Source organism: Streptococcus sp. HPH0090, assembly GCF_000411475.1.
GTDB lineage: Bacteria > Bacillota > Bacilli > Lactobacillales > Streptococcaceae > Streptococcus.
In genome coordinates this window covers 950,409-963,784 of the sequence record NZ_KE150464.1, presented here as the reverse complement: position 1 = coordinate 963,784, position 13,376 = coordinate 950,409, and the positions used below count along the sequence as shown (strand labels likewise).

Annotated in this window: 12 protein-coding genes; 11 read left to right on the top strand and 1 reads right to left on the bottom strand. The window is 41.1% G+C overall.

Annotation, left to right across the window (positions count from 1 at the left end):
* Positions 1-3 precede the first annotated feature (3 nt).
* The 11 genes from gndA (at position 4) to tig (ending at position 10,893) form a co-directional block, all read left to right on the top strand.
* Positions 4-1,428 (top strand): NADP-dependent phosphogluconate dehydrogenase, encoded by a 1,425-nt coding sequence (gene gndA, locus HMPREF1481_RS06630; RefSeq protein ID WP_016466720.1) that lies wholly within the window; start codon positions 4-6, stop codon positions 1,426-1,428.
* Between the two features lie 11 nt (positions 1,429-1,439).
* Positions 1,440-2,129: a response regulator transcription factor gene (locus HMPREF1481_RS06625; RefSeq protein WP_016466719.1), complete on the top strand. Its 690-nt coding sequence runs from the start codon at positions 1,440-1,442 to the stop codon at positions 2,127-2,129.
* A 96-nt stretch (positions 2,130-2,225) separates the two neighbouring features.
* Positions 2,226-3,152: an N-acetylmuramoyl-L-alanine amidase family protein gene (locus HMPREF1481_RS06620; RefSeq protein ID WP_016466718.1), complete on the top strand. Its 927-nt coding sequence runs from the start codon at positions 2,226-2,228 to the stop codon at positions 3,150-3,152.
* A 122-nt stretch (positions 3,153-3,274) separates the two neighbouring features.
* A complete protein-coding gene (gene mvk / locus HMPREF1481_RS06615) occupies positions 3,275-4,153 on the top strand; it encodes a mevalonate kinase (RefSeq protein ID WP_016466717.1) in 879 nt (292 codons plus the stop codon).
* Positions 4,135-5,088, top strand: a complete 954-nt coding sequence (gene mvaD / locus HMPREF1481_RS06610; protein ID WP_016466716.1) for a diphosphomevalonate decarboxylase — start codon at positions 4,135-4,137, stop codon at positions 5,086-5,088. The genes mvk and mvaD overlap by 19 nt, the downstream gene beginning before the upstream one ends.
* On the top strand, positions 5,075-6,088 hold the full coding sequence (locus tag HMPREF1481_RS06605) for a phosphomevalonate kinase (RefSeq protein WP_016466715.1): 1,014 nt from the start codon (positions 5,075-5,077) through the stop codon (positions 6,086-6,088). Before mvaD ends, HMPREF1481_RS06605 begins: the two co-directional genes overlap by 14 nt.
* Complete coding sequence (gene fni / locus HMPREF1481_RS06600; RefSeq protein WP_016466714.1) at positions 6,066-7,067, top strand: type 2 isopentenyl-diphosphate Delta-isomerase; 1,002 nt, start codon at positions 6,066-6,068, stop codon at positions 7,065-7,067. Before HMPREF1481_RS06605 ends, fni begins: the two co-directional genes overlap by 23 nt.
* A 94-nt stretch (positions 7,068-7,161) precedes the next feature.
* Positions 7,162-7,860, top strand: a complete 699-nt coding sequence (gene liaF / locus HMPREF1481_RS06595) for a cell wall-active antibiotics response protein LiaF (RefSeq protein WP_016466713.1) — start codon at positions 7,162-7,164, stop codon at positions 7,858-7,860.
* Positions 7,857-8,846: a sensor histidine kinase gene (locus tag HMPREF1481_RS06590; protein WP_016466712.1), complete on the top strand. Its 990-nt coding sequence runs from the start codon at positions 7,857-7,859 to the stop codon at positions 8,844-8,846. The genes liaF and HMPREF1481_RS06590 overlap by 4 nt, the downstream gene beginning before the upstream one ends.
* 18 nt (positions 8,847-8,864) lie before the next feature.
* Positions 8,865-9,497 (top strand): response regulator transcription factor, encoded by a 633-nt coding sequence (locus HMPREF1481_RS06585; protein WP_016466711.1) that lies wholly within the window; start codon positions 8,865-8,867, stop codon positions 9,495-9,497.
* Between the two features lie 112 nt (positions 9,498-9,609).
* Positions 9,610-10,893 carry a trigger factor gene (gene tig / locus HMPREF1481_RS06580; protein WP_016466710.1) on the top strand — a complete coding sequence of 428 codons (1,284 nt, stop codon included), beginning with the start codon at positions 9,610-9,612 and terminating at the stop codon, positions 10,891-10,893.
* A 47-nt stretch (positions 10,894-10,940) separates the two neighbouring features.
* Here the strand turns inward: tig and recD2 are convergent, their stop codons facing one another.
* Complete coding sequence (gene recD2, locus HMPREF1481_RS06575) at positions 10,941-13,307, bottom strand: SF1B family DNA helicase RecD2 (protein ID WP_016466709.1); 2,367 nt, start codon at positions 13,305-13,307, stop codon at positions 10,941-10,943.
* Positions 13,308-13,376: the final 69 nt, after the last annotated feature.

The window sequence follows — 13,376 nt, the reverse complement described above, 5'->3', positions numbered from 1 at the left end:
CACATGACAAAAGCAAACTTTGGTGTTGTTGGTATGGCCGTAATGGGTCGTAACCTTGCCCTTAATATCGAATCTCGTGGCTATACAGTTGCCATTTATAACCGTAGTAAAGAAAAAACAGAAGATGTTGTTGCTTGCCATCCTGAAAAGAACTTCGTGCCAAGCTATGATATCGAAAGCTTCGTAAACTCAATCGAAAAACCACGTCGTATCATGCTCATGGTTCAAGCGGGACCTGGTACAGATGCAACTATCCAAGCTCTTCTTCCCCACTTGGATAAAGGTGATATCTTGATTGACGGAGGAAACACTTTCTACAAAGATACTATCCGTCGTAACGAAGAGTTGGCAAACTCTGGTATCAACTTCATCGGTACAGGTGTTTCTGGTGGTGAAAAAGGTGCCCTTGAAGGTCCTTCTATCATGCCTGGTGGACAAAAAGAAGCCTATGAATTGGTGGCTGACGTTCTTGAAGAAATCTCTGCAAAAGCACCAGAAGATGGCAAACCATGTGTGACTTACATCGGTCCTGATGGAGCTGGTCACTATGTGAAAATGGTCCATAATGGTATCGAGTATGGGGATATGCAATTGATTGCAGAAAGCTATGACTTGATGCAACACTTGCTCGGTCTTTCAGCAGAAGACATGGCTGAAATCTTTACTGAGTGGAACAAGGGTGAATTGGACAGCTACTTGATTGAAATCACAGCTGATATTTTAAGCCGTAAAGATGATGAAGGTCAAGATGGACCAATCGTAGACTACATCTTGGATGCTGCAGGAAACAAAGGAACTGGTAAATGGACTAGCCAATCAGCTCTTGACCTTGGTGTGCCATTGTCACTCATCACTGAGTCAGTATTTGCGCGTTACATCTCTACGTACAAAGAAGAACGTGTACACGCTAGCAAGGTTCTTCCAAAACCAGCCACTTTCAAATTTGAAGGAGACAAGGCTGAGTTGATTGAAAAAATCCGCCAAGCCCTTTACTTCTCAAAAATCATCTCATACGCACAAGGTTTTGCGCAATTGCGTGTAGCTTCTAAAGAAAATAACTGGAACTTGCCATTTGCAGATATCGCATCTATCTGGCGCGATGGATGTATCATCCGTTCTCGTTTCTTGCAAAAGATTACAGATGCTTACAACCGTGATGCAGATCTTGCTAACCTTCTTTTGGATGAGTACTTCTTGGATGTAACAGCTAAGTACCAACAATCAGTTCGTGATATCGTAGCTCTTGCTGTTCAAGCTGGTGTACCAGTACCAACCTTCTCAGCTGCCATCACTTACTTTGATAGCTACCGTTCAGCTGACCTTCCAGCGAACTTGATCCAAGCACAACGTGATTACTTTGGTGCCCACACATACCAACGTAAAGACAAAGAAGGAACATTCCACTACTCTTGGTATGACGAAAAATAAGTAGGTCAGCCATGGGGAAACGGATTTTATTACTTGAGAAAGAAAGAAATCTAGCTCATTTTTTAAGTCTGGAACTCCAAAAAGAGCAATACCGAGTTGATCAGGTAGAAGAGGGACAAAAAGCCCTTTCCATGGCTCTTCAGACAGACTATGACTTGATTTTACTAAATGCTCATCTAGGGGATATGACAGCCCAGGATTTTGCAGATAAGTTGAGTCGGACCAAGCCAGCCTCGGTTATCATGATTTTGGATCATCGAGAAGAATTGCAAGACCAACTTGAAACAATCCAGCGTTTCGCTGTTTCGTATATCTATAAACCAGTCATTATCGATGATTTGGTCAGTCGTATTGCAGCGATTTTCAGAGGTCGGGACTTCATTGATCAACATTGTAGTCAGATGAAGGTTCCTACATCCTATCGCAATCTGCGTATGGATTTAGAAAACCACACTGTCTATCGTGGAGATGAGATGATCGGTTTGACTCGGCGTGAGTATGATCTTTTAGCAACCCTTATGGGAAGCAAGAAGGTCTTAACTCGTGAGCAATTGCTGGAAAGTGTTTGGAAGTATGAAAGTGCGACCGAAACCAATATTGTGGATGTTTATATCCGTTATTTACGTAGCAAACTTGACGTAAAAGGTCAAAAGAGCTACATCAAAACTGTGCGTGGTGTTGGGTATACCATGCAGGAATAAAAAAGCAGTTGCAGTTGTGTAACTGCTTTTTTTGAAGTTTTTTATATATTGACATAGATTCTAGTCTTTGTTACAATCTTTGTGGAGGATATAGAAGTGAAATTTTTGAAAAAAATGATGCAAGTTGGACTAGCAGTATTTTTCTTTAGTCTGTTAGTAACCAGTACAGTATTTGCGGACGATGCTGATTCAGAAGGCTGGCAATTTGTCCAAGAAAATGGTAGAACCTACTACAAGAAGGGTGACATCAAAGAAACGGCCTGGAGAGTGATTGATGGGAAGACCTATTATTTTGATTATAATGGTGAAATGGTTGTTGGTTGGCAGTATATTCCTATGCCAGAAAAAGGTAGTACCATTGGTCCTTACCCAAATGGTATCAGATTAGAATATATGCCAATGTCAAAATGGTATTACTTTAACCAAGATGGCGTACTACAAGAATTTGTTGGCTGGCAACAATTAGAGGTAAAAGATTCCTTAACCGTTGGGAAAAAACATGGTGAAGGCTGGGAAGGTCCAGAAGTTCTTAAATTAGCATACTACTACTTTGATCAAGATCATTCTTTAAAGACAGGTTGGCTTTATGATCAGTCTAATTGGTATTACCTAACAAAAACAGGAAATTCTGGGAATAAGAATCTTGGTGGTGAGAAACGTTCTGGTTGGATTCAAGATGCTTCTACTTGGTACTATCTAGATCCAACAACTGCTACAATGCAAACGGGTTGGCAATATCTTGGTAACAAGTGGTACTATCTCCGTTCATCAGGTGCTATGGCGACCGGTTGGTATCTGGATGGTTCAACTTGGTATTATTTAGATGTTCAAAACGGTGATATGAAAACAGGCTGGATTTATGTCGATAATACTTGGTATTACCTCCGTTCGTCAGGAGCTATGGTGACAGGCTGGTTCCAAGTTAATGGTAAATGGTACTATGCCTATAGTTCAGGTGCCTTGGCTGTGAATACTACTGTAGGTGGCTACTACGTCAACTATAATGGTGAGTGGGTTCAGTAATGAAAACAAGCGATTGTGAAGGAAACAATCGCTTTTTTTGTGAAAATATAATAAAATAGAAAGGAATAAAGTTCTAAAATTTTATCTAGAAAAAGATGATTTTCATCTGATAGTAGGATTAAATGACAAAAGAAGTTGGTGTCGGTCAGGCACATAGTAAAATTATTTTAATCGGAGAGCATGCAGTGGTTTATGGCTACCCAGCCATTTCTTTGCCTCTTTTAGAGGTTGAAGTGACTTGTCGGGTGGTACCAGCAGCGACACCATGGCGTCTTTTTGAAGAGGACACCTTGTCTATGGCTGTTTATGCTTCTCTCGAGTATCTAAATATCAAAGATGCTTGCATTCGTTGTCAAATTGACTCGGCTATTCCAGAAAAACGGGGGATGGGATCTTCAGCAGCCATAAGTATTGCGGCCATTCGAGCTGTATTTGATTACTACCAAGCGGAACTTCCACATGAAGTGTTAGAGATTTTGGTCAATCGGGCGGAGATGATTGCCCATATGAATCCTAGTGGTTTAGATGCTAAGACTTGCCTAAGTGACCAGCCTATTCGTTTTATCAAGAATGTTGGTTTTGAAGAATTAGCCATGGATTTGTCAGCTTATCTGATCATTGCAGATACTGGAATTTATGGACATACTCGTGAAGCTATCCAAGTCGTAGAGAGCAAAGGTAAGGAAGCTCTGCCTTTCTTGCATGCATTAGGAGAATTAACCCAAGAAGCAGAAAAAGCAATAAAAACAAAAGATGCCGTGAAGCTAGGAGAAATTCTAACAAAAGCTCATGGAAATCTAAAAGAAATCGGAGTTAGTAGCCCTGAGGCAGATGCCTTGGTTGAAACTGCCCTTGAACATGGTGCCCTAGGTGCTAAGATGAGTGGTGGTGGTCTAGGAGGTTGCATCATTGCTTTGGTTGCTAATGTCAGTCAAGCACAAGAGCTCGCAGAAAGATTAGAAGAGAAAGGAGCTGTTCAGACATGGATCGAAAGCCTGTAACAGTACGTTCCTATGCCAATATTGCTATTATCAAATATTGGGGTAAGAAAAAAGAAAAAGAGATGGTTCCCGCGACTAGCAGTATCTCTCTGACTTTAGAAAATATGTATACGGAGACGACACTTTCTCCATTACCAGTAGATGCAACCGCTGATTCCTTTTACATCAATGGTCAGTTGCAAAATGAAGCTGAACATATCAAGATGCGTAAAATCATTGACCGCTACCGTCCTGAAGGGGCAGGTTTTGTTCGTATTGACACCAAGAACAATATGCCAACAGCGGCAGGTCTTTCTTCAAGTTCTAGTGGTTTGTCTGCTCTAGTCAAAGCTTGCAATGCTTACTTCCAATTAGGGCTAGATCGTAAAGAATTAGCTTTGGAAGCTAAGTTCGCATCTGGTTCTTCATCTCGTAGTTTTTATGGACCGATAGCAGCTTGGGATAAGGATAGTGGAGAAATCTATCCTGTCGAAACTGACTTGAAGCTAGCTATGATTATGTTGGTCTTGGAAGACCAGAAAAAACCAATCTCTAGTCGGGATGGCATGAAACTCTGCGTGGAAACTTCAACAACATTTGAGGACTGGATTCGTCAGTCTGAGCAAGACTACAAGGATATGCTAATCTACCTCAAGGAAAATGACTTTGAGAAAGTTGGAGTATTAACAGAAAAGAACGCTCTTGCCATGCATGCTACGACAAAAACTGCAAATCCGCCGTTCTCTTATCTGACAGATGCGAGTTATGAGGCTATGGATTTCGTTCGTCAGCTTAGAGAACAAGGAGAATCTTGTTACTTCACCATGGATGCGGGGCCTAATGTAAAGGTTCTTTGTTTAGAAAAAGACTTGGAACATCTATCAAAACTTTTAGGTCAACGCTATCGCTTAATCGTTTCAAAGACAAAGGATTTGAGCCAAGATGACGATTGTTAAAACTTGTGGGAAGCTCTACTGGGCTGGTGAGTATGCCATTTTAGAACCAGGACAGTTAGCACTAATAAAAGCTATTCCCATCTATATGACAGCTGAGATTGAGTCCTCAGAAGTTTATCGACTCTACTCAGATATGTTTACTTATAGTGTAGATATGCGCCCAGATTCTTCCTATGCCTTGATCCAAGAAACAGTTGCTTTGGTGGAGGACTATCTGACTGCCCAAGGAGTTGACTTGCAGCCGTTTTCCTTGGAGATTCGAGGGAAAATGGAACGTGAAGGCAAAAAGTTTGGTCTGGGTTCTAGTGGTAGCGTCGTTGTCTTGGTTATCAAGGCCATGCTTGCTTTCTATGAAAGACCAGCTGAAAGAGACCTCTTGTTTAAACTAGCGAGTGCTGTACTTCTCAAGCGAGGAGATAATGGTTCCATGGGAGACATCGCCTGTATCGTTTCAGAAGACTTAGTACTTTATCAGTCATTTGATCGCGAGAAAGTGGCACAATGGCTAGAAAAGGAAGACTTGCCAACTGTATTAACACGTGACTGGGGCTTTTCTATTAGGAATGTTGAAACGGCCTTGGACTTTGATTTTCTGGTAGGTTGGACTAAGGAAGTAGCGGTGTCTAGTCACATGGTTAAGCAAATCAAGAAGAATATGAACGCTAGCTTCTTGCAGGCTTCAAAAGAAACAGTAACTAACTTGGTAAAGGCTTTGCAGGAAGGCCAAGAAGAAAAGATAATGGAGCTACTAGAACAAGCCAGCCAACTTTTAGAAGGCTTGAGTTCAGATATTTACACCCCTTCTCTCAGACAATTAAAAAATGCCAGCAGAGACTTGAGAGCTGTTGCTAAAAGTAGTGGTGCTGGTGGTGGAGACTGCGGCATTGCCCTCAGTTTTGACCAAGATTCGACCACATTACTGAAAAAACGCTGGGCTAATCTAGGGATTGAGCTCTTGTATCAAGAAAGGATAGGACATGACGACAAATCGGAAGGATGAACACATCCGCTATGCCCTTGAACAAAAAAGTTCTTATAATAGTTTTGATGAAGTTGAATTGATTCATTCTTCTCTACCCTTATATGACTTAGATGAAATTGATCTTTCGACAGAATTTGCAGGACGAAAATGGGACTTTCCTTTTTATATTAACGCTATGACAGGCGGTAGTGACAAGGGCAGAGAAATCAATCAAAAATTAGCCCAGGTGGCAGAGGCCTGCGGGATTTTATTTGTGACAGGTTCTTACAGTGCTGCTCTTAAGGATCCATCGGATGATTCTTTCTCAGTCAAAACTAGTCACCCTAACCTTCTACTTGGAACCAATATTGGCTTAGACAAGCCTGTTGAATTGGGGATACAAACGGTAAAAGAAATGAATCCCCTCCTTTTGCAAGTTCATGTGAATGTTATGCAGGAATTGCTCATGCCAGAAGGTGAACGTCAATTTAGATTGTGGCCAAGTAATCTGAAAGATTATGCTGAGCAAATCTCTGTTCCCCTTGTTTTGAAAGAAGTCGGCTTTGGCATGGATGTGAAGACCATTGCTAAGGCATACGAGATAGGCATACGTACGGTTGATTTGTCTGGCCGTGGGGGAACTAGTTTTGCCTATATCGAAAATCGTCGTAGCGGGCAACGGGACTACCTCAATGATTGGGGGCAATCAACTATGCAGGCTCTTATCAATGCCCAAGACTGGAAAGATAAGATGGAGCTTCTGGTAAGTGGAGGAGTTCGCAATCCACTAGATATCATCAAATCTTTGGTCTTTGGAGCAAAAGCAGTTGGTCTATCGCGAACTATGTTAGAGTTAGTTGAAAACTACCCAGTAGATGTCGTTATCTCTATTGTTGAGAGTTGGAAGGAAGACCTACGCTTGATTATGTGTGCCCTTAATTGTGCAAAAATTGAGGATTTACAAGAGGTCGACTATCTTCTTTATGGAAAATTAAAAGAAGCAAAAGATCAACTATAAGGAGGTCGGGATTTTGGTCCCGGTCTTTTTATCATTCCTCAGACTGATGTGACATTTTGGTTTTGTGATACAATAAAATAGAGAGGACGGATACATGCGAAAATTTCAAATTTTTCTATTTATTGAAGCTTGTTTATTGACAGGAGCTCTGATTATGATGGTATCAGAGCATTTTTCCCGTTTTCTGCTCATTTTGCTCTTGTTCTTACTGCTGATACGATACTATACTGGAAGACAGGGTAATAACTTCATTTTAGTGGCGGTGAGTATTTTAGTTTTCTTTATCATCATGCTCAATCCCTTTGTCATTTTAGCGATTTTTGTAGCCTTGATTTACAGCCTATTCTTACTTTATCCTATGATGAACCAGGAAAGAGAAGATACCAATCTGATTTTTGAAGAAGTTGTGACGGTGAAGAGAGAGAAAAATCGCTGGTTTGGGAATCTCCACCATTTTTCAAGTTATCAGACTTGTCGCTTTGATGATATCAACCTTTTTCGTCTCATGGGGAAGGATACCATTCATCTAGAGCACGTGATTTTGAGCAATCATGATAATGTCATCATCCTTAGAAAACTAGTCGGTACGACTAGAATTATCGTACCAGTGGATGTGGAGGTCAGTCTCAGTGTCAATTCTTTGTATGGAGATTTAACCTTCTTTGACCAGCCTAAGCGTTCTTTACGCAATGAACAATTCCATCAAGAAACCAGAGATTATCTCAAGAGTCCAAAGAGTGTGAAGATTCTTTTGACAACCATGGTTGGAGATGTTGAGGTGGTGCGCGGATGAAAAAACAGCCCTATATTTTAATTGGACTCACCTCATTTCTCTTTGTTGCTTTTCTATTTCGAAGCATTTTTAAGGTCTTAGATTTGGAGTGGACTTCTCTCTTTCAGGATCTAGAAAAGACAGAAAAAGTCCTCTTTCTAGCTTTGATGTTTAGCCTTGCCCTAGCTTTTTTATTAGTCCTATTTTGGACAATGGTTGACGAAATTTCAAGAAGAAGAATCCAAGCAAATCTTAAACGTCTGCTAGCTGGTAAAGATATTAAAAGCCTTGGAGATGTAGATTTAGACGCAAGTTTTAGAAACTTGTCAGGAAAGCTTGGTTTGTTGACAGAAGCCATCCAAAAAGCAGACAATCAGACCTTGGTCAAGGAAGAAGAGATAATTGAAAAGGAGCGCAAGCGAATCGCGCGTGACTTGCATGATACGGTCAGCCAAGAAATTTTTGCTGCCCATATGATTTTATCAGGACTCAGTCAACAAGCTTCGAAATTAGATAGAGAAAAGATGCAAACTCAGCTTCAGAGTGTGACTGCTATTTTAGAAACAGCCCAAAGAGACTTGCGGATTCTGCTTTTGCATTTGCGTCCTATTGAACTGGAACAAAAGAGTCTAGTTGAGGGGATTCAGTTGCTTCTCAAAGAATTGGAAGAAAAAAGTGATCTAAAGGTAAGCTTTAAATATCAGGTAACTGCATTACCTAAAAAGATTGAAGAGCATATTTTCCGTATTGTCCAAGAATTGATTAGTAATACCCTTCGTCATGCTCAAGCTTCTTGTCTAGATGTTTATCTTTATCAGACTGAAACAGGCTTGCAGTTAAAGGTAGTAGACAACGGTCGCGGTTTTCAGTTAGATGATGTTGATGAACTTAGCTATGGACTACGCAATATCAAAGAAAGAGTGGAAGATATGGCAGGGAGCATACAACTATTAACAGCACCCAAGCAGGGTTTGGCAGTGGATATTCGGATCCCCTTGCTTGATTGACTAACAAAAGGAAATAAAATGAAACTATTATTAGTAGATGACCACCAAATGGTGCGTCTTGGTTTAAAAAGTTATTTTGAACTACAAGATGATGTAGAAGTTGTCGGAGAAGCAACTAATGGAGCCGAAGGGATTTCCATGGCCTTGGAGCGTCGTCCAGATGTGATCGTCATGGATATTGTTATGCCTGAAGTCAACGGAATTGATGCAACTCTAGCTATTCTCAAAGAATGGCCGGAGGCTAAAATTTTGATTGTGACTTCTTATCTAGACAATGAAAAAATTATGCCAGTATTAAATGCTGGGGCTAAAGGCTATATGCTAAAGACATCAAGTGCCGATGAATTGTTCCATGCTGTTCAAAAGGTGGCTGCTGGCGAGCTAGCGATCGAACAAGAGGTGAGTAAGAAAGTAGAATACCACCGCAATCATATGGAACTTCACGAAGAATTAACTGCACGTGAACGCGATGTCCTTCAACTGATTGCTAAGGGCTATGAAAATCAGCGCATTGCAGATGAGCTATTTATCTCTCTTAAGACAGTCAAGACCCATGTGTCCAACATCCTTGCCAAGCTTGAGGTCAGCGATCGCACCCAGGCGGCTGTTTATGCCTTTCAGCATCACCTGGTAGGTCCTGACGAATTTTAAGGAAGCTAAGATGTAACTCAAGCATGGATGAAAAGCGCATCCATTACTTGAAAAAATTCGCTACTATATGGTATAATGGACTGTATTAAAAATTTTAAGGAGAAATGACAGAATGTCTGTATCATTTGAAAACAAAGAAACAAACCGTGGTGTCTTGACTTTCACTATCTCTCAAGACCAAATCAAACCAGAATTGGACCGTGTATTTAACTCAGTAAAGAAAACTCTTAACGTTCCTGGTTTCCGTAAAGGTCACCTTCCACGTCCTATCTTCGACCAAAAATTTGGTGAAGAAGCACTTTACCAAGATGCAATGAACGCTCTTTTGCCAGACGCTTATGAAGCAGCTGTTAAAGAAGCTGGACTTGAAGTAGTTGCTCAACCAAAAATTGACGTAACTTCTATGGAAAAAGGTCAAGACTGGGTTATCACTGCAGAAGTTGTTACAAAACCTGAAGTTAAATTGGGTGAATACAAAAACCTTGAAGTATCAGTAGATGTTGATAAAGAAGTAACAGACGCTGATGTAGATGCACGTATCGAACGTGAACGCAACAACTTGGCTGAGTTGGTTATCAAAGATGGTGCTGCTGAAGAAGGCGACACTGTTGTTATCGACTTCGTTGGTTCTATCGACGGTGTTGAATTTGACGGCGGAAAAGGTGAAAACTTCTCACTTGGACTTGGTTCAGGACAATTCATCCCTGGATTTGAAGACCAATTGGTTGGACATTCAGCTGGTGAAACTGTTGACGTTATCGTAACATTCCCAGAAGACTACCAAGCAGAAGATCTTGCAGGTAAAGAAGCTAAATTCGTAACAACTATCCACGAAGTAAAAGCTAAAGAAGTTCCAGCTCTTGACGATGAACTTGCAAAAGACATCGACGAAGAAGTTGAAACTCTTGACGAATTGAAAGAAAAATACCGCAAAGAATTGGCTGCTGCTAAAGAAGAAGCATACAAAGATGCCGTTGAAGGTGCAGCAATCGATAAAGCTGTAGAAAACGCTGAAATCGTTGACCTTCCAGAAGAAATGATCCACGAAGAAGTTCACCGTTCAGTAAATGAATTCCTTGGCAACTTGCAACGTCAAGGTATCAATCCTGATATGTACTTCCAAATCACTGGAACTACTCAAGAAGACCTTCACAAACAATACGAAGCAGAAGCTGAGTCACGTACGAAGACTAACCTTGTTATCGAAGCAGTTGCGAAAGCTGAAGGATTTGACGCTACTGAAGAAGAAATCCAAAAAGAAATCGAGCAATTGGCTGCAGACTACAACATGGAAGTTGCTCAAGTACAAAGCTTGCTTTCAGCTGATATGTTGAAACACGATATCACAATCAAAAAAGCTGTTGAATTGATCACAAGCACTGCAACAGTAAAATAATCTGAAAAGATACAAAGCCCACCGGATTCGGTGGGCTTTCTTGTGCTTTATTTTCCGAAAAATTCTTGAAGGTCATCTTGGCTAATTCCAATCATAGCTGGGATACTAGACCAGTTTTCCTCGGTCAGAATGTAGGATTGCTGCGAATCAGTCTGATCAGTGGGTTCAAGAATAGGCTCATTTGCTTCTTCGGAGCTTTCAGTTAAGTCGCTGAAACGTTCAATCAGATAGGTCTTGCGAGCTGTCCCGATGTGCTTGGTTGCATAGTCAAAGGCCTGCAGTTCACCAAGTAGGATGAGTTTGCTTTTGGCGCGAGTGATAGCAGTATAGATGAGATTGCGCTCCAGCATGCGCTTGCTAGCACTGGTAATCGGAAGGATCACAACTGGAAACTCACTACCCTGAGACTTATGGATACTCATAGCATAGGCAAGGCGAATCTTGTACCATTCATTTCGAGGATAGGAGATCTCGTTGCCATCAAAATCGATCATAATTTCATCTTGTTTGGATTCAGTATATTTTCCAGGAATCAGGTCTGTAATATAGCCTAAGTCTCCATTAAAGACATTGATTTCAGCATCGTTGACCAGATGAATGACCTTATCGCCTGTGCGGTAATGAAACTGACTTGCCTCAAAACTAATCTGTCCCTTTTGAAGAGGATTGAGCAGTTCTTGCATGAGTTGATTGATGGCATCAATCCCTGCTGTACCACGGTACATAGGAGCTAGAACTTGGATATCACGAGCAGGAATGCCACTTCTAATAGCAGCATCTAGGATTTTTTCAATGGTCGCAGGGATATGGTTACTAGCGATTTCAAAGTAGGAACGATCTGCTTTTTTCTGAGTGAAATCTGCAGGTAGGATTCCCTGACGAATCTGACTAGAAAGGGTGACAATGGTTGATTCTTCGCTCTGACGGTAGATTCTTTCCAAGCGTGTTTGAGGAATACTTGAAATCTGGAGTAAGTCAGCAAGGACTTGACCAGGACTTACCGATGGTAGCTGGTCACTATCTCCGACGATGAGAATTTTACTATTAGAGGAGATATTGGAGAAGAGTTGGTTGGCTAGCCAGGTATCCACCATAGAGAACTCGTCTACGATGAAAAAATCAGCATCTAGATAATCTTCCAAATGACTGGTATCATCGTCTCCAGTCATACCTAAATGACGGTGAATTGTTGCACTAGGCAAACCTGTCAATTCATTCATGCGACGTGCTGCACGACCGGTTGGAGCAGCTAGGAGAATCGGTAGACTACTTTTCTTTCTAAGGTCTAGCCCCTCTAATAGAGCATAAACACCAATAATCCCATTGATAACAGTGGTCTTACCTGTACCAGGTCCACCTGTCAGGATAAAGACCTTGTTTTGGATAGCGTCACAGATAGCCTGTTTTTGAATGGCATCGTATTGGATGCCTAATTCCTTCTCAACAATTGTGATATGCTCCTGGATAGTTTTTATTTCGTGTTTATTGGGTTCTTCTTTTTCAAGGATGCGAATAAGGTGATTGTGAATACCTTCTTCAGCGAAAAAGAGACTGTTGTCAAAGATTTTCGTATCAACCTGCTGGACTTTTTCTTCTTCAATGAGATTGGATAATTCTCGTGCAAGTTGGCTGGGTTCCAGTTCAACAGGTCGTGAGGATTCAAGTAGGTTTAGAGTCTTTTCTAATAAATCTCTTGCTTCAACATAAGTATCCCCACTTTCCATACAAGCATTTAAAAGGCTATGGACGAGACCTGCTCGAAAGCGTTCAGGTGCCTGGCTTTCAATGCCCAATTCCTGTGCCAATTGGTCAGCGATAGTAAAGCCCAAGCCCTTGATATCTTCTACCAACTGGTAGGGATAATTTTCAACGATATCGATGGTTTCCTCTTTATAGGTATCCTGGATTTGAATAGCTAATTTATTAGGAATTCCGTAGTTGGCAAGTTTGGCCAAAACCATTTCAGTCCCGTAGTTGAGGCGAAGTGTGGAAACGAAGGCCTCGCGACTTTTAGAAGATAGTCCTGAGATGGTTTCGAGTTTCTCAGGATGCTCCAGGATTTCATCAATGGTATTGTCTCCGTAGAGTTCCACAATCTTTTGGGCAGTTTTGAGACCAATCCCTTTGAAATGGCTACTTGAGAAATACTTGACTAAGCCCTTACTAGTTGGTTTTGCTCTTTCGTAACGGGTGATTTGGAGTTGTTCTCCATATTTGGAATGTTGGACAATCTGTCCCCAAAAAGTGTACTCCTCGCCCTCGATGACATCAGCCATAGTTCCTGTCACAATGATCTCAAAATCATCAAAGTCCTCAGCATTGGTGTCTTCGATATCTAGGAGGAGGATACGGTAAAAATTACTGACATTTTCAAAAATAATACGTTCAATCGTACCTGTAAAATAGACTTCCATATAATTCCTTTGCATTCATGAATGAGAAAAGATCATTCAGAATAGAATGAGAAGAGGCTGAGATTAGTA

What these genes read in the sequence shown, in the direction of transcription:
- gndA (WP_016466720.1), top strand. Translation starts at nt 4, where the DNA reads ATGACAAAAGCAAACTTTGGTGTTGTTGGTATGGCCGTAATGGGTCGT.
- HMPREF1481_RS06625 (WP_016466719.1), top strand. Translation starts at nt 1,440, where the DNA reads ATGGGGAAACGGATTTTATTACTTGAGAAAGAAAGAAATCTAGCTCAT.
- mvk (WP_016466717.1), top strand. Translation starts at nt 3,275, where the DNA reads ATGACAAAAGAAGTTGGTGTCGGTCAGGCACATAGTAAAATTATTTTA.
- mvaD (WP_016466716.1), top strand. Translation starts at nt 4,135, where the DNA reads ATGGATCGAAAGCCTGTAACAGTACGTTCCTATGCCAATATTGCTATT.
- HMPREF1481_RS06605 (WP_016466715.1), top strand. Translation starts at nt 5,075, where the DNA reads ATGACGATTGTTAAAACTTGTGGGAAGCTCTACTGGGCTGGTGAGTAT.
- fni (WP_016466714.1), top strand. Translation starts at nt 6,066, where the DNA reads ATGACGACAAATCGGAAGGATGAACACATCCGCTATGCCCTTGAACAA.
- liaF (WP_016466713.1), top strand. Translation starts at nt 7,162, where the DNA reads ATGCGAAAATTTCAAATTTTTCTATTTATTGAAGCTTGTTTATTGACA.
- HMPREF1481_RS06590 (WP_016466712.1), top strand. Translation starts at nt 7,857, where the DNA reads ATGAAAAAACAGCCCTATATTTTAATTGGACTCACCTCATTTCTCTTT.
- HMPREF1481_RS06585 (WP_016466711.1), top strand. Translation starts at nt 8,865, where the DNA reads ATGAAACTATTATTAGTAGATGACCACCAAATGGTGCGTCTTGGTTTA.
- tig (WP_016466710.1), top strand. Translation starts at nt 9,610, where the DNA reads ATGTCTGTATCATTTGAAAACAAAGAAACAAACCGTGGTGTCTTGACT.
- recD2 (WP_016466709.1), bottom strand. Translation starts at nt 13,307, where the DNA reads ATGGAAGTCTATTTTACAGGTACGATTGAACGTATTATTTTTGAAAAT.